Origin of the sequence: Streptomyces sp. NBC_00237, from assembly GCF_026342435.1 — a bacterium.
Taxonomy (GTDB): domain Bacteria; phylum Actinomycetota; class Actinomycetes; order Streptomycetales; family Streptomycetaceae; genus Streptomyces.
Window position 1 is genome coordinate 2,627,300 of sequence record NZ_JAPEMT010000001.1, and the last position, 17,846, is coordinate 2,645,145.

Genomic DNA, 17,846 nt, shown 5'->3' on the forward strand with positions numbered 1-17,846 from the left:
GGGCGCTATGCCTGTACTCGACCCGAATCCCCAGAACGGTCAGAAGAAGCTGCTGATCGTGCTCGGCGCGATGCTCCTCGTCACGGTGGTCATCGCGGTCATCGCCACGATCGCCTCCCCCTGACCCTTCGGGGGGGGGTCCCCACCATCCCCTAGGGGGCTGGGCTCAGGGTGAAGTGGGTAGTTCACCGGATGGGCCGGGCGGCCCGCACTCCGTAGGTTCTAGGTACCTCACCGGGTACCACCCGCTCACCTCACGGAGGCGGCCATGTCGGCCCCCACGCTCACCCCCGCCCGCACCACCTCCCGGACCGCGCGTCGCGCCGTCACCGGCAAGCGCCTCCCGTGGTGGTCCGTCATCCTGCCGGTGCTCTCCTTCGTCGTGCTCCTCGTACTGATGACCGGCCCCGGGCAGGCGCACGCCGCGCCCTCCGGGCGGGACGCTCCCGGCCTCGCGTACCTGGTGGGCCTGGTCCTCGACGTCCTGCCCGGCTGACCGCCCGCCGCCGCCCCGCCGCCGCTGTCCCGCCGACGCCGTCCCGGGCGCCGCCCGTGCCGGGGACCCCGCCAACACCCCGGGCCCCGACGCGCATTTCGTGCGAAGCTGGGGTGCATGAGCGTCGATACACCCCGCAGGATCGTCCTTCTCCGGCACGCCAAAGCCGACTGGCCGCAGGTGTCCGACCACGACCGGCCGCTCGCCGACCGGGGCCGCCGGGACGCCGCCACCGCAGGCCGCAAGCTGGCCGACACGGGTCTCACCTTCGACCTGGCCCTGTGCTCCACCGCCACCAGGACCCGTGAGACCTGGAAGCTGGCCGTGCAGGAGATGGGCCACCGGCCGAAGACCGTCTACGAGGACCGGCTGTACGAAGCCTCGCCCGGCGAGATCATCGCCCTCCTCAACGAGACCCCGGACGACGTCGCGAACCTGCTGGTCATCGGCCACAACCCGGGCATGCACGCCGTCGCGGACGCCCTCGCGGGCACGGCGGACCCGGACGCGCTGGCCCGGATGACCAAGGGCGGCTTCCCGACCGCGACGTACGCGGTGCTCGAATTCACCGGCACGTGGAAGTCCGTGGAACACGGCGTGGGCAAGCTGACCGACTACTGGGCGCCGCACGACTGACCGAGGTCGAGGATCCCCCCCCCGCATACGGAGGGCCCCGGAAGCCACTGCCGGCTCCCGGGGCCCTCCCGTCGCGTCTTCCTCGGTACGTCAGTGAGCGTGTACGACGTCGCCGTCCGCAGCCTCGACCTCTTCGCGGGTGATCCCCAGCAAATACAGGACGGTGTCCAGGAACGGCACGTTCACCGCCGTGTCGGCTGCCTGCCGCACCACGGGCTTGGCATTGAACGCCACTCCCAACCCCGCCGCGTTGAGCATGTCGAGGTCGTTCGCCCCGTCCCCGATCGCCACGGTCTGATCCAGCGGAACCCCGGCCTCGGCGGCGAACCGCCGCAGCAGCCGCGCCTTCCCGGCCCGGTCCACGACCTCCCCGACGACCCGCCCGGTCAGCTTCCCGTCGACGATCTCCAACGTGTTCGCCTGCGCGAAATCCAGCGACAGCTCGTCCTTCAACGCATCCGTGACCTGCGTGAACCCCCCGGAAACAACCCCCACTTGATACCCGAGCCGCTTCAGCGTCCGTACCAGAGTCCGCGCCCCGCGCGTCATCCGCACCTCGGCCCGGACCTTCTCCACGACCCCGGCGTCGAGCCCCTTCAGCAACGCCACCCGCGCATGCAACGACTGCTCGAAGTCGAGCTCCCCCCGCATCGCCTGCTCGGTGACGGCGGCGACCTCCGCCTCACACCCGGCATGCGCCGCGAACAACTCGATGACCTCATCCTGAATGAGCGTCGAGTCCACATCCATCACGACCAGCCGCTGCGCCCGCCGGTGCAGCCCCGCGGACACGACCGCGACATCGACCCCGATGCCCGCCGCCTCGACGGCGAGAGCGGTCCGCAGCGGTTCCGTCTCCACCCCTGAAACGGCGAACTCGACAGCCGTCACCGGATACTTGGCCAGCCGGAAGATACGGTCGATGTTGCCACCGGTAGCGGTGATCCTGGCCGCTATGGCCGCCGTCGACTCGGCCGTCAACGGATGCCCGAGCACGGTGACGTGCGAACGGCCGCTGCCACGCGGCCGGTTGTCACCGACACCCGAAATGATCTCGGCCTGAAGCTTGAGCGAATCGGCCCAGCTGTGCACGGTCGCCCGCAGCTCGCCGGCGGCGGCGACGGTGGGCTCGGTCACGAGCACGCACAGAACGATGCGGCCACGGGTGACGACCTGCTCGATGTCGACGACGTCGACGGAGTAGGCGGCGAGGGTGTCGAAGAGCCCGGCGGTGATCCCGGGACGGTCCTTCCCGAAGATCTTGACGAGAAGGGTGGGGACGTCGGTATTCGGCAGTGCGCTCATGGTGTGCCCACCGTATCCGCCCCTCGCGCAACAGTCCGACCCCGTCTTGTCTGCCGGACACGAAGCGCCCCGTCAGGGGCGCGGGGAACTGCGCGCCCAGCCACGACGCACCCGCACGTACGCGAGACAGCCGCGCGGCGAGCGCTTCAGGTGAAGGGGCGGGGCAGGGGACTCATCCCGCCGAAGGCGGGCCGGGGCTCCGGGGCGAAGCCCCGGCAGTGACCCCAGCCACCCCGGGCCCGGCGGGGGCCCGCCTCCACTGCGGGCCGGAGTCCGGCGGGGGCCCACCTCCACCCCGGGCCCGGAGCCCTACCTCCGCCCCCGCCCCGGAGCCCCCGGCGGCGGAGGCCCCTCCTCCTCAGGCGGCGTCTGCCCACCCCCACGCCCCTTCCCCGGCGCCCCCGGCGCCCGAGGCGGCCCCGGAATCCCCGTGATCGTCGGCGCCGCATGCCTCCCGTCCTTCGTCTTCCGATGCGGCACGGACCCCATCGACCCCGCCGGCGGCGGCTCCACCCGCTCACCCCTGCCCGCAGGAGGCGGCACTCCGTACGCCCCGGGCCTCGGCCCGGCCCCGGGCCGAGCCCCACCCTCAGCCCCCGGCCCCGCCCCCCGCCCCGGCTCCCCGGGCCTCGGCCGAACACCACCGCCCTCGGACTCCCGTACCGGACGCATATACGGATTGTCGTCCTCAGCCCCGGAAGCCCCACCAGTCCCAGAAGCCCCATACGACGGCGACGGCCGATACGGCCCCGGCACATACGCCAGATCCGGATACGTCCGATCCCCTCGCCCCACCCCCGAAGAACCCGGCGGCAACGCCAGCGGAGCCGCCCGCCGCCCGTCCGCCCCCGCCGCGCACGCCAGCAACGCCCCCACGGCTCCCGCCGCCGCCCCCCACACCACACCCAGCAGCAACGCCATCGGCACACTCCCGCTCAACGCGACCCCCGCCCCGACCGCGTCGAACCCCAGCACCGACAACGAAGCATCCGCCGACACCCCCGTCAGCCGCACCAGCAACGGCAGCGCCGCCCCGGTCACCGTCCCCAGAGCCACCGCGCACTGCCCCGCGTACCCCACGCGCGACAGCTCCTCCCTCGGCGTCCGGGAAGCCGCGAGCACCCCCGCGTACAACATCATCAGCACCACCGCGACGACCAGCAGCCACACCCGCCCGTCCAGCTCCGCCAGCCGCCCCACCGTCAACGGCCGCTCGTCGGACCCCGACAGCACGTCGTCCACCGGCGACGGCAGCACACCCACCAACGACCCCGTGGCCCGCCCCTCCCACGGCACGAAGAGCCCCAGCGGTACCGCCAGCCACACCCCGTTCGGCGCCCCCAGCAGGGCGGCGCCCACCACCCGCCCCGGCCGGTCGTCCCCGACCGCGGCGTACAGCGCAGCCGCGAGCCCGGCCAGCACAGCCACCACGAGCACCAGCGCCAGCGCCGACGTCGCGGGCCGCAGCACCCGGTGCACCGCGTCCCATCCCCGAGGCAACGGCGTCCTGCGCGACGCGAGCAGCGCGATGATCAGCACGCCCGCCACCCACACCGCACCGCTCCCCAGCGAAGTCCCCGTATTCACGGAGAAACCGACCGTGGCCTTCGCGTCCACGAGGTCGGAGATCCGGTCCGGAAGCAGCCCGCCGAGATCGCCGGGGAGCTGGTCCGCGATGCCGCCGGGAAGATCATTTCCGGGGATTTTCTCCAGTCCGAGCTTCTCGCCGTCAATTGTGATGACGTCGTGACCCGCCCACGCGAGACCACCGAGCGTGACGAGGAACAGCGTCACCACGGCCCCCGCCCGCACCGCGAGTTCGCTTCCCGGGATCGACCGTCCCGCGCTCTTCAGCGAGCGCAGGAAGAAGAACCCGAGCAGCAGGGCACCGACCAGACCCACCCCAAGTGGCGCAATGTCGACGGCAGTTCGGGCTTCGGCGCCCTCGATCCCGAAGGCCGAGACGTTCCCGGTCGGTGTGACGGAGCCGCCCACCGCGAGAACGACGACGGCGGCGGTCATCGACCTGAGGGACCCCGCCGCATCCGCCCCGAGCAGGTGCAGCCCGAGCGCCGCAGTGCCCGCCATTCCGACAAGAGCCCAGCTCACAGCGGCAATTGAGGCGAGCAGCACATCGCCCCAGCGCACCCCAGCCCGACCGTTCCGACCCATCAGACCACCCGATCCGTACCGGTAAGTCCTTCTTGCCCAGTCCCCGCATGATCCGTACTCACTCGTACGCACTCATGGCCGCTTACCACTCTCCGGTGGTGTTTCTGCCGAGTCAACGGGCGCGCGACGACCACGCGCACCCCCTTTTCACATGGCCCGACTTTCGTATTCGAGCCCGGGCCTGAAATAGTTCCCCCCGATGTTCACCATCCCTAGACTCCCGGTGACGGGCGTAACTACGGGGGACAACTAGTGGGGCATGGAGTGCCGGAACTCGTACTGGAATTGAATGGAAGGACCTGGGCTCTCGATTCGTCCAGGTCGTACACCCTTGGTCGCGACCCGCAGGGTGACGTGGTCATAGACGACGCCAGGGTCTCGTGGCGGCACGCCACGATCAGCTGGGGCGGCCGTAGCTGGGTGATCGAAGACCACGGCAGCACCAACGGCACGTACGTGCAGGGCCAGCGCATCCACCAGATGGAGATCGGCCCCGGCTCCGCCGTACACCTGGGCAACGCCACCGACGGCCCGCAGCTGGTCCTGTCCGGCTCGGGCGGCGGCGGAGGCGGCGGAGGCGCCGCACCGCAGCAGTCCCCGCAGGCACCGCAGGGCCACCAGCCGCCGCCGCACCAGCAGTCCGGCGGCCCGCAGGGACAGCAGCGTCAGCCCAGCTGGCAGCAGCAGCCGCCGCAGGGCCACCAGCCGCCCGCGCAGCAGCAGCCGCCGAGCTGGCAGCAGCAGCCCCAGCACCAGGGCGCCCCGCGCCCCCCGCAGGGCCAGCAGCCGCCGTACCAGCAGAACCAGCCCCAGGCGTCCGCGCAGGGCGGCCCGTCCGGCGGTGTCGCGGGGGCCCCGCCGGTCTACGGCGACCGCAGCCCGACGACGTTCCACCAGATGGCACTCGGCCGCGTCATGCGCATCGGCCGCGCCCTGGAGAACGAGCTGGTGGTCTCCGACCTCCAGGTCTCGCGGCTGCACGCCGAGTTCCACGCGACCCCCGACGGCCGCATGGAGATCCGCGACCTCGGCTCGCACAACGGCACGTACATCAACGGCCAGCCGATGCAGAAGTCGGGCACGGCCCTCCTGGGCCCCAACGACATCGTCGGCGTCGGCCACTCCACCTTCCGCGTCGTCGGCGACCGGCTCGAAGAGTTCGTCGACACCGGTGAGGTCTCCTTCTCCGCCCGCCACCTCACGGTGACGGTCGACGGCGGCAAGGACATCCTCAAGGACGTCTCCTTCGGCGTCCCCGAGAAGTCCCTCATCGCGGTCATCGGCCCCTCAGGCTCCGGAAAGTCGACTCTCCTCAAGGCGCTCACCGGTTACCGGCCCGCCAACAAGGGCGACGTCCTCTACGACAACCGGAACCTCTACAAGCAGTTCGCCGAGCTGCGCCAGCGCATCGGTCTGGTCCCGCAGGACGACATCCTGCACAAGGAACTGACCGTCAAGAAGGCCCTCAAGTACGCCGCCAAGCTGCGCTTCCCCGCGGACACCTCCGAGGCGGAGCGCCAGCAGCGGATCAACGAGGTCCTCGGCGAGCTCAAGCTGGACATCCACAAGGAGAAGAAGGTCACCTCCCTCTCCGGCGGCCAGCGCAAGCGCGTCTCGGTCGCCCTGGAGCTGCTGACCAAGCCCTCCCTGATCTTCCTCGACGAGCCGACCTCGGGCCTCGACCCGGGCATGGACCGCGACGTCATGCAGCTGCTGCGCGGCCTCGCCGACGACGGCCGCACGGTCCTGGTCGTGACCCACTCGGTCGCCGAGCTCGCCATCTGCGACAAGCTCCTCGTGATGGCCCCCGGCGGCTCCGTCGCCTACTTCGGCCCGCCCGAGGAGGCCCTGAACTTCTTCGGCTACAGCACCTGGGCCGACGTGTTCTCCGCCTTCGAGAACTACCGCGACTACGACTGGGCGGGCCGCTGGCGCGGTTCGCAGCACTACCAGATGTACGCCGCGGACATCGACGCCGTGGCCGCGCAGCCCGTGCACATGCCGCCCCCGCAGCAGATGCGCCCGCCGAAGCCGCAGGGCTGGTTCTCGCAGCTCTCCACCCTGGTCAGGCGATACGCCTCCGTCATCGCCTCCGACAAGGGCTTCATGGCGCTGATGCTGATCCTGCCCGCCGTCCTGGGTGTGGTCAGCCTCCTCATCCAGCCCGGCGAGGACATGCTGCCCAACAAGCCGCGTGCCAACGGATCCATCTCGCCCAACGGCACCGCGACCACCGTCCTCCTGATCCTCGCGGTCGGCGCCTGCTTCGCCGGAGCAGCCAACTCCGTACGAGAGCTGATCAAGGAACGGGTCATCTACGAGCGCGAGCGGGCCACCGGCCTCTCCCGCTCCGCGTACCTGATGTCCAAGGTCATCGTGCTCGGTCTGATCACCGCCTTCCAGGGCGTGATCGTCGGCCTCATCGGCTTCACCCAGCGCGAGATCCCCAAGGAGGGCCTGATCCTCAAGGGCCTCCCGCTGCTGGAGCTGTGCCTGCCGATCATGGCGCTGGGCTTCACCTCGATGATGTTCGGCCTGATCATCTCCTCGCTGGTGAAGACCTCCGAGAAGACGATGCCGCTGCTGGTGATGTTCGCGATCGTCCAGGTCGTCTTCACCGGCTGCCTGTTCATCCTGAACGGCGGCTTCGCCAACTACCTGTCGTACGTGATGCCGTCCCGCTGGGCGGTCGCCGCGGCGGGCACCACGCTCGACTTCAACAAGGTCAGCCCCAACCTCGACGACCCCGGCAACCCGGACCCGCTCTGGGACCACGAGGTCATGCAGTGGTTCGTCAACATGGGCGCACTGCTGCTGATCGGCGCCCTCTGCGGCGTCCTGGTGGCGCGCTTCCTGCGCCGCCACGAGCCCGAGGTCATGCGCAAGTGACGCACTGAGCGGCACAGCGGTACGACGAAGGGCGGCCCCCGGAGAAATCCGGGGGCCGCCCTTCGTCATGCCCTGCTCGCCACCGCGTCTCAGTAAGCGCCGTTGACGTTGTCGATGGAGCCGTACCGCGCGGCGGCGTAGTTGGCCGCGGCGGTGATGTTGGAGACCGGGTTGTAGATGTCGTGCGGCGTGCCCGGCACGTGGTACGCGTTGAACGTCGGCTGGATGACCTGGAGCAGGCCGACCGACGGGGTGCCGTTCTGCGCGTTGATGTCCCAGCCGTTCATGGCGCGGGGGTTGCCGGTGGACTCGCGCATGATGTTGCGGTGCAGCCCGTCGTACGAACCCGGGATGCCCTTCGCCTTCATGACGGCCAGCGCTTCCTTGATCCACCCGTCGAGGTTGTTCGCGTACACCGGCTTGCGCGCGGCGGCACGGCTCGCGGCTTCCTTCTCCTCGGCGCGCTTCTTCGCCTGCGCGTCGGCCTTGGCCTTCGCGTCCGCCTTCGCCTTCGCATCGGCGGCGGCCTTCTCCTTGGCGGCCTGGTCCTTCACCCGCTTGTCGGCGGCAGCGTGCTGCTCGACGACCTTCGCCTGCAGGGAGCCGGTGCCCTCGGGGGCGACCATCGCGACCGAGGCCATGTCCTGCGTCCCGGCCTCGGCCTCGGCAGAACCGCTGCCGGGCAGGAGGGTCAGGGCGAGGGAGGCGGCGCCGAGAGCGGCGACACCGGCGATCGAGACCCGGTGGGTCTTGGTCAGGCGGCGACTGTGGCCAGGGGCGGAGGACATGCAGACGTACCTCTCGAAGGGGACAAGGAAGCGCCGCGGACTCCGCGACGGCAGCCATTGTTAGCGTCCGCAAAATCTCCACGCAAAGACCTCATGTACGAAGCCCGATAGTGGACCGGCACCCCCGCAGGGTCGTCCCAGACCCCCGCCGTCCCCGCTCACACTGCCTTTACCTCTCCACTACGCACCTTCGTAAGTGACCTGCGTCCTATGCCCGGCCTCACATCGACTACGTAACAACCTCACCATCCGTAACCAAAGCAAATCCCCCCGTAGTCACTGCGCCCTCCCTCGCCCGCCCACCCCCGCACCCCACCCCCGGAGACCTAGTCCGCAAGCCCTCCACCCACCCGCCCCACGCCCGATACGCCCCCACCACCCCACCGGTACGGTGACCGGCATGACGCCCGGTCCCGCCCCGACTCCCACCCCCAGCGGCCTCGCCGCCATCAGCTCCGCCCTCCTCGCCATGAGCCGCCACCTCGAAGTCCGCGACGTCCTGGGAACGATCGTGGCCTCCGCCCGCGACCTCCTGGACGCCGAGTACGCCGCCCTCGGCGTGCCCGACGACCACGGCGGCTTCTCCCAGTTCGTCGTCGACGGCGTCAGCGACGAGCAGTGGAAGGCCATCGGCCCCCTGCCCCGCCAGCACGGCATCCTCGCCGCGATGCTGCACGGCAACGCCACCGAGCGCCTCGCCGACGTCCGCGAGGACCCCCGCTTCGAGGGCTGGCCGGACGCCCACCCCGACATGTCCGACTTCCTGGGCCTCCCCATCCGCGACGGCGACGAGGTCATCGGCGCGCTCTTCCTCGCGAACAAGCGCTGCCCCAAGCCCATCGGCGGCGGCTGCGGTTTCACCCCCGCCGACGAGGAACTCCTCACGATCCTGGCCCAGCACGCCGCCATCGCCCTCACCAACGCCCGTCTGTACGAGCGCAGCCGCGAGCTCACCATCGCCGAGGAACGCTCCCGCCTCGCCCACGAGCTCCACGACGCGGTGAGCCAGAAGCTCTTCTCGCTCCGCCTCACCGCGCAGGCCGCCGCCGCCCTCGTCGACCGCGACCCGGCCCGCGCCAAGGACGAACTCCACCAGGTCGCCGCCCTCGCCGCCGAAGCCGCCGACGAGCTGCGCGCCGCCGTCGTCGAGCTGCGCCCCGCAGGACTCGACGAGGACGGCCTGGTCGCCACCCTCCGCAACCAGATCCAGGTCATGGACCGCGCCCACAGCGCCCACGTCGTCTTCGACAGCTGCGGCGTGCGCGCCCTGCCCGCCGCGCAGGAAGAGGCGATGCTCCGCGTCGCCCAGGAGGCCCTGCACAACGCCCTGCGCCACTCCGACGCCGCCCGCGTCGACGTCGTACTCGAAAGACGCAAGGACGACCGCGCCCGCCTCAGCGTCACCGACGACGGCTGCGGCTTCGACCCCGCCACGGTCCGCCGGGCGGGCCGCCACCTCGGCCTCGTCTCGATGCGCGACCGCGCGAGCGGCGTCGGCGGCACCCTGACCGTGCACTCGGAGCCCGGCCAGGGCACCACGATCACCATGGAGGTCCCCGGTGTCTGAACCCGGCCACAGCGCCCCTTCGGCGAAGCCCAAGATCCGCGTCCTGCTCGTCGACGACCACCAGGTCGTACGCCGCGGCCTGCGCACCTTCCTGGAGATCCAGGACGACATAGAGGTCGTCGGGGAGGCCGCCGACGGATCCGAGGGCGTCGCCCAGGCGGAGTCCCTGCGCCCCGACGTCGTCCTGATGGACGTCAAGATGCCCGGCACCGACGGCATCGAGGCCCTGCGCCGCCTGCGCGAACTCGCCAACCCCGCCAAGGTCCTGATCGTCACCAGCTTTACCGAGCAGCGCACCGTCGTCCCCGCCCTGCGCGCGGGAGCCTCCGGCTACGTCTACAAGGACGTCGATCCCGACGCCCTCGCCGGAGCCATCCGCTCCGTCCACGCCGGACACGTACTCCTCCAGCCCGAGGTCGCCGGAGCCCTCCTCGCCCAGGACGACCCGCACCACGGTCAGGGCCGAGGCACCTCCCTCACCGAGCGGGAGCGCGAGGTCCTCGCCCTGATCGCCGACGGCCGCTCCAACCGCGAGATCGCCCGCGCCCTCGTCCTCTCCGAGAAGACCGTCAAGACCCACGTTTCGAACATCCTGATGAAACTGGACCTCGCCGACCGCACCCAGGCCGCGCTCTACGCGGTCAGACACGGTCTGACCGACTGAACCCCCGTCATCCGGACCGTCGCCCTGCGGTCTGAGATTCATACCGTCGTGTGTAAGTAACCCGTACGGCGCAACCTGATCGGCGCACGGGCGTTCTCCATGGCGTGCTGCGGCGGACGGCCGCAGCCACCGCGAGGAGGAACCTGAAGTGAAGAACCTGAAGAAGGCTGCCGCCGTCACCCTGGTCGCCGGTGGGCTCGTCGCCGCCGGTGCGGGTGCTGCCTCCGCGACCGGTCCGGGCCACGGCCACGGTCACCCCGGGGCCGTTGCCGAGGGCAAGGCCGTCCAGTCCCCGGGCGTCGGCTCGGGCAACCTGGTCCAGGTTCCCGTCGACGTTCCCGTGAACGTGGTCGGCAACACCGTCAACGTCATCGGCGTTCTCAACCCGGCATTCGGGAACTTCGGCGTCAACCACTGACCGACCGGGTTCTCGACAGAGGCCCGTCGCACAGCGGAAAGCGGCTCCCGGCACACGCCCGGGGGCCGTTCCGCGTCCCGCCCCGCGGAGTCAGCCCGAGGGGCCCCTTTGCTCCGAAAGTGCGCATCCGCGCCGACAGCCGTGTCGTTCCGCCGCCTGACACGTTCTCCATCCTGCGATCCCGGGGTCGGGGTCGCCCCGTAAACAGTAGAAGGATCACCTTTCATGAACACTGCCAAGAAGGCCGCCGTAGTCCTCGCCGTCGCCGGTATCGCCGCGGGCGCCTCCGCCGGTGCCGCTTTCGCCGACGCCGACGCCGACGGCAAGGCCGAGCGCTCCCCGGGCGTCGTCTCCGGCAACCAGGTCCAGGTCCCGGTGCACGTCCCGGTGAACGTCGTGGGCAACACGGTCAACGTCGTCGGCCTGCTGAACCCCGCGTTCGGCAACGAAGGCGAAAACTCCTGACGCCAGCCCTTCCCCGAGAGCCCCGCAGTCCTGACTGCGGGGCTCTCGCCGTTCCCGGCCCGGCCGCAGATCCGGGGGGCTCAGGCGGTGCGCTCCACCGCCGCCCCGTACGCCGCCACCATGGCCCGCCGCGCCACCCGCTCCACCGGCCGCAGCGCCTCCCCCCGCGCCCACATCTCCGAGGCGCTCACCGCACCCCCGTGCCCGTTCCCGTACGCCAGCGACACGATCAGCCCCACCCGCCGCGCCATCTCCAGCACCCGCACGGCCCGCGCCGGATACCCGGGCGCCAAGAGGTCCGAGGCCGCCTCCGCCCGCGCGCGGTACGCGTCGAGGGCCGCCTCCGCCACCGGCCCCGACCCCGCCACGTCCAACCGGGCCAGCACCGCCGTCGCATCCCGCAACGCCTCCGCCAGCTCCCGCTCCGCCTCCCCGAGCGACGGCACATCGGCCGGCGGCGCGTCCCGCACCGCCGAACACACCCACGTCACCTCGGTCCGCACGTCCCCCTCCGGCCCGATCTCCTCCACTTCCGGTACGAGCCCGAGCGCGGCCCCCGTACAGACCACCGCCTCCTCGGCCTCCAGCGCCCGCGCGTTGAACTCCGGCGGCCCGCTCAGCCCCAGCGGATGCCCCGGCGCGGGCAGCGCGACCCTGAAGCCCGTCGCCCCGAGCGCCCGCAACCGTCCGAGCGCCAGCGTGAGCCCGACAGCCCCCTCCTCGCCCGGCACCCCGGTCACCCGGTGCACCGCATCGGCCCCCACAATCGCCGTCGCCGCATCATCAGGCGAGACAAAACCCCCCAACAGGGCATTTCCCCAAGCCGCCAGCATTCCTGAACGTGGTTCCGTGAGCATGGACCCCAGCCTAGATTCAGGGCCGCACCCATCCCAAGGGCCGGACTGTCCGACCGGTGGCGTAGGTTTTCCCTGGGCGCTGTGCCCACAGGCACACGCGACATTTCGATACTGCATGGGGAGACAACGCGCTCATGAGCGATGTACTGGAGCTGGTGGACGTAGCCGTGGTCCGCGACGGACGGGCTCTGGTGGACGACGTCTCCTGGTCGGTGAAGGAAGGCGAACGCTGGGTCATCCTCGGCCCGAACGGCGCCGGCAAGACCACGCTGCTGAACATCGCCTCCAGCTACCTCTTCCCCTCCTCCGGTTCCGCCACCATCCTCGGCGAGACCCTCGGCAAGGTGGACGTCTTCGACCTCCGCCCCCGCATCGGCATGGCCGGCATCGCGATGGCCGAGAAGATGCCCAAGCGCCAGACCGTCCTGGAGACCGTCCTCACCGCCGCGTACGGCATGACCGCCACCTGGCACGAGGACTACGACGAGGTCGACGAGCAGCGCGCCCGCGCCTTCCTCGACCGCCTCGGCATGAGCGAGTTCCTGGACCGCAAGTTCGGCACCCTCTCCGAGGGCGAGCGCAAGCGCACCCTGATCGCCCGCGCCATGATGACCGACCCCGAGCTCCTCCTCCTCGACGAGCCCGCCGCCGGCCTCGACCTCGGCGGCCGCGAGGACCTGGTCCGCCGCCTCGGCCGCCTGGCCCGGGACCCGTACGCCCCCTCGATGATCATGGTCACGCACCACGTCGAGGAGATCCCGCCGGGCTTCACCCACGTCCTCATGATCCGCCAGGGCAAGGTCCTCGCCGCGGGCCCGGTCGAGACCGAGCTGACCTCGCGCAACCTCTCGCTCTGCTTCGGCCTGCCGCTCGTCGTCGAGCACCGCGGCGACCGCTACACCGCCCAGGGCCTCCCGATGGGCTAAGTCCTGCCGTACGTACGGCACTTGAGCCGGTATGTGCATACCGCGCGCCCTGTCCGCGCCGACCGCCCGCCCCTACCATGACCGTTGTGAACATGGACGCATGGCTCTGGTGGCTGATCGGCGCGGCGGTGCTCGGCATCGCACTCGTCGTCACGACGATGCCCGAACTGGGAATGCTGGCCGTCGGCGCACTCGCGGGCGCACTCACCTCGTACCTGGGCGGCGGACTCGTCACCCAGGTCCTGGTCTTCGCGGCCGTGTCGGTCGTCCTGATCGCGGTGGTACGCCCCGTCGCCGCCCGGCACCGAAGCCAACGGCCCCAACTGGCCAGCGGCGTCGACGCGTTGCGGGGCCGCCAGGCCGTCGTCGTGGAACGCGTCGACAGCGGCGAGGGCGGCCGCATCAAACTCGCGGGGGAGATCTGGTCCGCCCGCGCCCTGGACGCCGGACAGACCTTCGAGCCCGGCCAGCAGGTCGACGTCGTCGAGATCGACGGAGCCACGGCCGTGGTCATGTGAGCCCCGACGTGCGCGCCGCAGCCAGGTGAGCTGCGGTGAGCTGCACGGAACACCCTGCACGGCGTACGACCATCTGGAAAACTCGATCATCACCGCGGAACCGGCCCACCCGGCCGCCCGCGCAGCGTCGAGCAACACGAAGGGCACGGGGAAGCGATGTCATCGATCATCATCGTCCTGATCATTCTGGTGGTGCTGGTCTTCATCGCCCTGATCAAGACGATCCAGGTCATCCCACAGGCCAGCGCCGCCATCGTCGAGCGCTTCGGCCGTTACACCCGCACCCTGAACGCGGGCCTGAACATCGTCGTCCCGTTCATCGACTCGATCCGCAACCGGATCGACCTCCGTGAACAGGTCGTCCCGTTCCCGCCCCAGCCGGTGATCACCCAGGACAACCTGGTGGTCAACATCGACACCGTCATCTACTACCAGGTGACCGACGCCCGCGCCGCGACCTACGAGGTCGCCAGCTACATCCAGGCCATCGAACAGCTCACCGTCACCACGCTCCGCAACATCATCGGCGGCATGGACCTGGAGCGGACCCTGACCTCCCGCGAGGAGATCAACGCGGCCCTGCGCGGCGTCCTCGACGAGGCCACCGGCAAGTGGGGCATCCGCGTCAACCGCGTCGAGCTCAAGGCGATCGAGCCGCCGACCTCCATCCAGGACTCGATGGAGAAGCAGATGCGCGCCGACCGTGACAAGCGCGCCGCGATCCTCACCGCCGAGGGCATCCGGCAGTCGCAGATCCTCACCGCGGAGGGCGAGAAGCAGTCCGCGATCCTGCGCGCCGAGGGTGAGGCGAAGGCCGCGGCCCTGCGCGCGGAGGGCGAGGCCCAGGCCATCCGTACGGTCTTCGAGTCCATCCACGCGGGCGACGCCGACCAGAAGCTCCTCGCCTACCAGTACCTCCAGATGCTCCCGAAGATCGCCGAGGGTGACGCCAACAAGCTCTGGATCGTCCCCAGCGAAATCGGCGACGCGCTGAAGGGCCTCTCCGGAGCGATGGGCAACTTCGGCCCCATGGGCGGGAATTCCGGCGGTTCCGGCAACAGCAGGGAGCGCCGCGAACAGCCCCCCATCGACTGACCCCGCACCCCTCTCGGGCATGATCGCTGCATACAGCAGCGATCATGACCGACCAGCACGAGGGGCGAGAACCGCATGACGATCTGGGAGATGCTCGCCGTCTTCGCCGCAGGCATCGGCGCGGGCACCATCAACACCATCGTCGGCTCCGGCACCCTGATCACCTTCCCGGTGCTCCTCGCCACCGGCCTGCCGCCCGTCGTCGCGAACGTCTCCAACACCCTCGGCCTGGTCCCCGGCTCCATCAGCGGGGCGATCGGCTACCGCAAGGAACTGCGCGGCCAGCGTTCCCGCATCCTGCGCCTCGGCCTCACCGCCCTGGCCGGCGGCCTGATCGGCGCGATCCTCCTCCTCGCCCTCCCCTCCTCTGCCTTCGACACGATCGTCCCGGTCCTGATCGGCCTGGCCCTGATCCTGGTCGTCCTCCAGCCCAAGCTCTCCGCCGCCCTCAAGCGCCGCCGCGAACAGAACGGCGACCCGGAGTCCGGCCCCCACCCCGACGGCGGCCCGGCCCTCCTGACCGGCCTCCTGCTCGCCAGCGCGTACGGCGGCTACTTCGGCGCCGCCCAAGGAGTCCTCTACCTCTCTCTCATGGGACTCCTCCTCAACGACAGCCTCCAGCGCGTCAACGGCGTCAAGAACATCCTCGGCGCCGTCGTCAACGGAGTCGCCGCGGCCTTCTTCCTCTTCGTCGCCGAATTCGACTGGACCGCCGTCCTCCTCATCGCCGTCGGCTCCGCCCTCGGCGGCCAGATCGGCGCCAAGGTCGGCCGCCGCCTCCCGCCCACCGTCCTGCGCGGCGTGATCGTCGCCGTCGGCATCGTCGCGATCGTCCAGCTCCTGCTGGCCTGAGGAACCTGACCCGGTACGCGAAGAAGCCCGCCTCCACCACGAGACGGGCTCCCCCTTCCTGCGACCGCACTCCTACGCGGCGGACTCCGCCAACCAGTCGGGCAGCGCGTCCCACTCCGCCCCCCTCAGCGACAGCAACATCGCGTCGGCCGGCGTCGGGACGAACGGCTCGAACAGCAACGGCATCCCCGCCTTCTCCGGCGTACGGTCCGCTTTGCGGTGATTGTCCTCGGCGCACGAGGCCACCGTGTTCAACCAGCTGTCCGCACCACCGCGCGACCGAGGCACCACGTGGTCCACGGTCGTCGCCCGCTTCCCGCAGTACGCGCACCTGTGTTGGTCCCGTATCAGCACACCCCGCCTCGACCACGGAGCTTGTCTTCGGAACGGCACCCGTACGTACCGGCTCAGCCGGATCACCATCGGCACCGGAAGATCGACGGCGGCGGCGCGCATGCGCAGCCCGGGATGCGACTTCTCGACCACGGCCTTGTCCGTCAGGACAAGCACCACCGCACGGTTCAAAGTCACCGTCGACAGTGGCTCGAAGCTCGCGTTCAGAACCAGCGTGTCACGCATCCCGCCCACCCTCCGTGTGCCGGCCCACCCCGTGGCGGGCTTGGATCAACTCTGGCGGGACGCGCCCCAATGGACAACGCATTAACGGCGCCCCCGGCGAGGGATCACCGACCCCCCAAACAAAAACTGCCCGTTCCCGATCTCTTTCAAGACCGGGAACGGGCAAATACCCCGTGAATCTTTCGGACCGCCGATCAGCCCTCTGCCAGGGCCTCGTACTGGGCCACGAGCTGCGCCCGCCCGAGCGTGTGGAACCGCAGGTTGAACCCCACGACGGCAGGCGAGGCGTCGCTGTCGATCCCCAGGCTCTCCACGTCCACCGCGTACACGGTGAAGACGTACCGGTGGTTCTCGCCCGCCGGGGGAGCGGCCCCGCCGAAGTCCTTCGTCCCGTAGTCGTTACGAGCCTGGACCGCCCCCGCGGGCAGCCCCTCGAACTTGCCCGTTCCCGCACCCGCGGGCAGCTCGGTCACGGACGCCGGAATGTCGAAGACCGTCCAGTGCCAGAACCCGCTCCCGGTCGGCGCGTCCGGGTCGAAGCACGTCACGGCGAAGCTCTTCGTCTCCGCGGGGAACCCCTCCCACCGCAGCTGCGGCGAGGTGTTCTCACCCGAGTAGACCTGCGCGTCCAGCAGCACGGCCCCCTCGGCCACGTCCTCGCTCACCACACCGAACGACGCCACCGGCGGGTGGAAGTCGTGCGGCAGCGGCGCCCTCTTGGCCTCGGTCACGTCAACACCTTCCTCAATCCTCAATCCTCGATACTCAACGCCTACGCTCGCACCCCGTCCGGCCCTAGAGCCAGTTGCGCTGCCCACCGACCTGCGCCAGCCACTGGTTGAGGTACGCGGCCCAGTCCGTCCCCTGGAAGTCGTGCAGCCCCACCTGGAACGCCCGGTACGAGTCGCTGCTCTCGCTGAACATGCCGCCCTTGCGGTCCATCTCCAGGATCACGTCCATCTCCCGGTCGTCCGCGACGAACGTCAGCTCGACCTGGTTGAGCCCCCGGTACTGCTGCGGCGGCAGGAACTCGATCTCCTGGTAGAACGGCAGCCTCTGCCGGGTCCCCCGGATGTGCCCCCGCTCCATGTCCGCACTCTTGAAGCGGAAGCCCAGCTGCACGAACGCATCCAGAATCGCCTGCTGCGCGGGCAGCGGGTGCACGTTGATCGGGTCCAGGTCACCGGAGTCCACGGCCCGCGCGATCTCCAGCTCCGTCGTCACTCCGATGTTCATCCCGCGCAGCTGCTGCCCGGCGATGCTCGTCACCGGCGTCTCCCAAGGAATCTCCAGACCGAACGGCACCACGTGCACCGCCCCCGCCTTCACCTCGAAGGCCCCGCCGAGCTTCACCTTGGTGAACTCGATGTCCTGCTTGACCTCCTGGTCGCCGCCCTCGACCTCGACGCGCGCCTGGAGCCCGACGGACAGCCCCTCGATCCGCTGGTCCACGGACCCACCCTGAATCCGCACCTCACCCTGTACGACGCCACCCGGGACGACGTTCGCCTCGGTGAGCTCCGTCTCCACGGATGCCCCACCCGCACCCAGACTCGCCAGCAGCTTCTTGAAACCCATGCTTCTCCCCTTAACTCTTCCGGCCTTGACCAGTACAAACG

Annotated in this window: 19 protein-coding genes; 12 read left to right on the forward strand and 7 right to left on the reverse strand. The window is 70.4% G+C overall.

Annotated features, from left to right (window positions below):
* The first annotated feature begins 7 nt into the window (after positions 1-7).
* The 3 genes from OG897_RS11605 to OG897_RS11615 all read left to right on the forward strand — a co-directional run bounded on the left by OG897_RS11605 (position 8) and on the right by OG897_RS11615 (position 1,132).
* On the forward strand, positions 8-124 hold the full coding sequence (locus OG897_RS11605; protein ID WP_266655465.1) for an SGM_5486 family transporter-associated protein: 117 nt from the start codon (positions 8-10) through the stop codon (positions 122-124).
* A 144-nt stretch (positions 125-268) separates the two neighbouring features.
* A complete protein-coding gene (locus OG897_RS11610) occupies positions 269-496 on the forward strand; it encodes a hypothetical protein (RefSeq protein WP_266655467.1) in 228 nt (75 codons plus the stop codon).
* A 117-nt stretch (positions 497-613) separates the two neighbouring features.
* Positions 614-1,132, forward strand: a complete 519-nt coding sequence (locus tag OG897_RS11615) for a histidine phosphatase family protein (protein ID WP_266655469.1) — start codon at positions 614-616, stop codon at positions 1,130-1,132.
* 90 nt (positions 1,133-1,222) lie between these two features.
* On the opposite strand, the gene serB is transcribed toward OG897_RS11615, so the two are convergent.
* Both serB and OG897_RS11625 read right to left on the reverse strand, forming a co-directional pair.
* The gene (gene serB, locus OG897_RS11620; protein ID WP_266655470.1) at positions 1,223-2,437 is read right to left on the reverse strand and encodes a phosphoserine phosphatase SerB; all 1,215 of its coding nucleotides are present in this window, start codon (positions 2,435-2,437) and stop codon (positions 1,223-1,225) included.
* Between the two features lie 309 nt (positions 2,438-2,746).
* A complete protein-coding gene (locus tag OG897_RS11625) occupies positions 2,747-4,609 on the reverse strand; it encodes a streptophobe family protein (RefSeq protein ID WP_266655472.1) in 1,863 nt (620 codons plus the stop codon).
* A gap of 264 nt (positions 4,610-4,873) precedes the next feature.
* Between OG897_RS11625 and OG897_RS11630 the strand changes: the two genes are divergently transcribed.
* Positions 4,874-7,498, forward strand: coding sequence for an FHA domain-containing protein (locus tag OG897_RS11630; RefSeq protein WP_266655474.1), 2,625 nt, complete (start codon positions 4,874-4,876; stop codon positions 7,496-7,498).
* A gap of 89 nt (positions 7,499-7,587) precedes the next feature.
* Here OG897_RS11630 and OG897_RS11635 read toward each other — a convergent pair whose 3' ends face one another.
* Positions 7,588-8,286 (reverse strand): transglycosylase SLT domain-containing protein, encoded by a 699-nt coding sequence (locus OG897_RS11635; RefSeq protein WP_266655476.1) that lies wholly within the window; start codon positions 8,284-8,286, stop codon positions 7,588-7,590.
* A 400-nt stretch (positions 8,287-8,686) separates the two neighbouring features.
* On the opposite strand from OG897_RS11635, the gene OG897_RS11640 reads away from it, so the two are divergent.
* The 4 genes from OG897_RS11640 (at position 8,687) to OG897_RS11655 (ending at position 11,400) form a co-directional block, all read left to right on the forward strand.
* Complete coding sequence (locus OG897_RS11640; RefSeq protein ID WP_266655478.1) at positions 8,687-9,853, forward strand: GAF domain-containing sensor histidine kinase; 1,167 nt, start codon at positions 8,687-8,689, stop codon at positions 9,851-9,853.
* Positions 9,846-10,517, forward strand: coding sequence for a response regulator transcription factor (locus OG897_RS11645; RefSeq protein ID WP_266655480.1), 672 nt, complete (start codon positions 9,846-9,848; stop codon positions 10,515-10,517). The genes OG897_RS11640 and OG897_RS11645 overlap by 8 nt, the downstream gene beginning before the upstream one ends.
* Before the next feature lie 148 nt (positions 10,518-10,665).
* Complete coding sequence (locus OG897_RS11650; protein WP_266655482.1) at positions 10,666-10,935, forward strand: chaplin family protein; 270 nt, start codon at positions 10,666-10,668, stop codon at positions 10,933-10,935.
* A gap of 225 nt (positions 10,936-11,160) precedes the next feature.
* Entirely contained in the window at positions 11,161-11,400 is a 240-nt protein-coding gene (locus tag OG897_RS11655) for a chaplin family protein (RefSeq protein WP_266655484.1), read from the forward strand.
* A gap of 80 nt (positions 11,401-11,480) precedes the next feature.
* Here OG897_RS11655 and OG897_RS11660 read toward each other — a convergent pair whose 3' ends face one another.
* Positions 11,481-12,257 carry a hypothetical protein gene (locus tag OG897_RS11660; RefSeq protein ID WP_266655486.1) on the reverse strand — a complete coding sequence of 259 codons (777 nt, stop codon included), beginning with the start codon at positions 12,255-12,257 and terminating at the stop codon, positions 11,481-11,483.
* 134 nt (positions 12,258-12,391) lie between these two features.
* On the opposite strand from OG897_RS11660, the gene OG897_RS11665 reads away from it, so the two are divergent.
* The 4 genes from OG897_RS11665 (at position 12,392) to OG897_RS11680 (ending at position 15,648) form a co-directional block, all read left to right on the forward strand.
* Positions 12,392-13,183 (forward strand): ABC transporter ATP-binding protein, encoded by a 792-nt coding sequence (locus OG897_RS11665; RefSeq protein WP_266655488.1) that lies wholly within the window; start codon positions 12,392-12,394, stop codon positions 13,181-13,183.
* 77 nt (positions 13,184-13,260) lie between these two features.
* Positions 13,261-13,701: an NfeD family protein gene (locus OG897_RS11670; RefSeq protein WP_266655490.1), complete on the forward strand. Its 441-nt coding sequence runs from the start codon at positions 13,261-13,263 to the stop codon at positions 13,699-13,701.
* 156 nt (positions 13,702-13,857) lie between these two features.
* A complete protein-coding gene (locus OG897_RS11675; protein WP_266655492.1) occupies positions 13,858-14,796 on the forward strand; it encodes an SPFH domain-containing protein in 939 nt (312 codons plus the stop codon).
* Between the two features lie 75 nt (positions 14,797-14,871).
* A complete protein-coding gene (locus tag OG897_RS11680; protein WP_266655494.1) occupies positions 14,872-15,648 on the forward strand; it encodes a sulfite exporter TauE/SafE family protein in 777 nt (258 codons plus the stop codon).
* Positions 15,649-15,720: 72 nt separating this feature from the next.
* On the opposite strand, the gene OG897_RS11685 is transcribed toward OG897_RS11680, so the two are convergent.
* The 3 genes from OG897_RS11685 to OG897_RS11695 form a co-directional block, all read right to left on the reverse strand.
* Entirely contained in the window at positions 15,721-16,227 is a 507-nt protein-coding gene (locus tag OG897_RS11685; RefSeq protein WP_266655496.1) for an HNH endonuclease, read from the reverse strand.
* A 194-nt stretch (positions 16,228-16,421) separates the two neighbouring features.
* Positions 16,422-16,958, reverse strand: coding sequence for a YbhB/YbcL family Raf kinase inhibitor-like protein (locus OG897_RS11690; protein WP_266655498.1), 537 nt, complete (start codon positions 16,956-16,958; stop codon positions 16,422-16,424).
* 64 nt (positions 16,959-17,022) lie between these two features.
* Positions 17,023-17,805: a sporulation protein gene (locus OG897_RS11695; RefSeq protein ID WP_266655499.1), complete on the reverse strand. Its 783-nt coding sequence runs from the start codon at positions 17,803-17,805 to the stop codon at positions 17,023-17,025.
* Between the last annotated feature and the right edge of the window lie 41 nt (positions 17,806-17,846).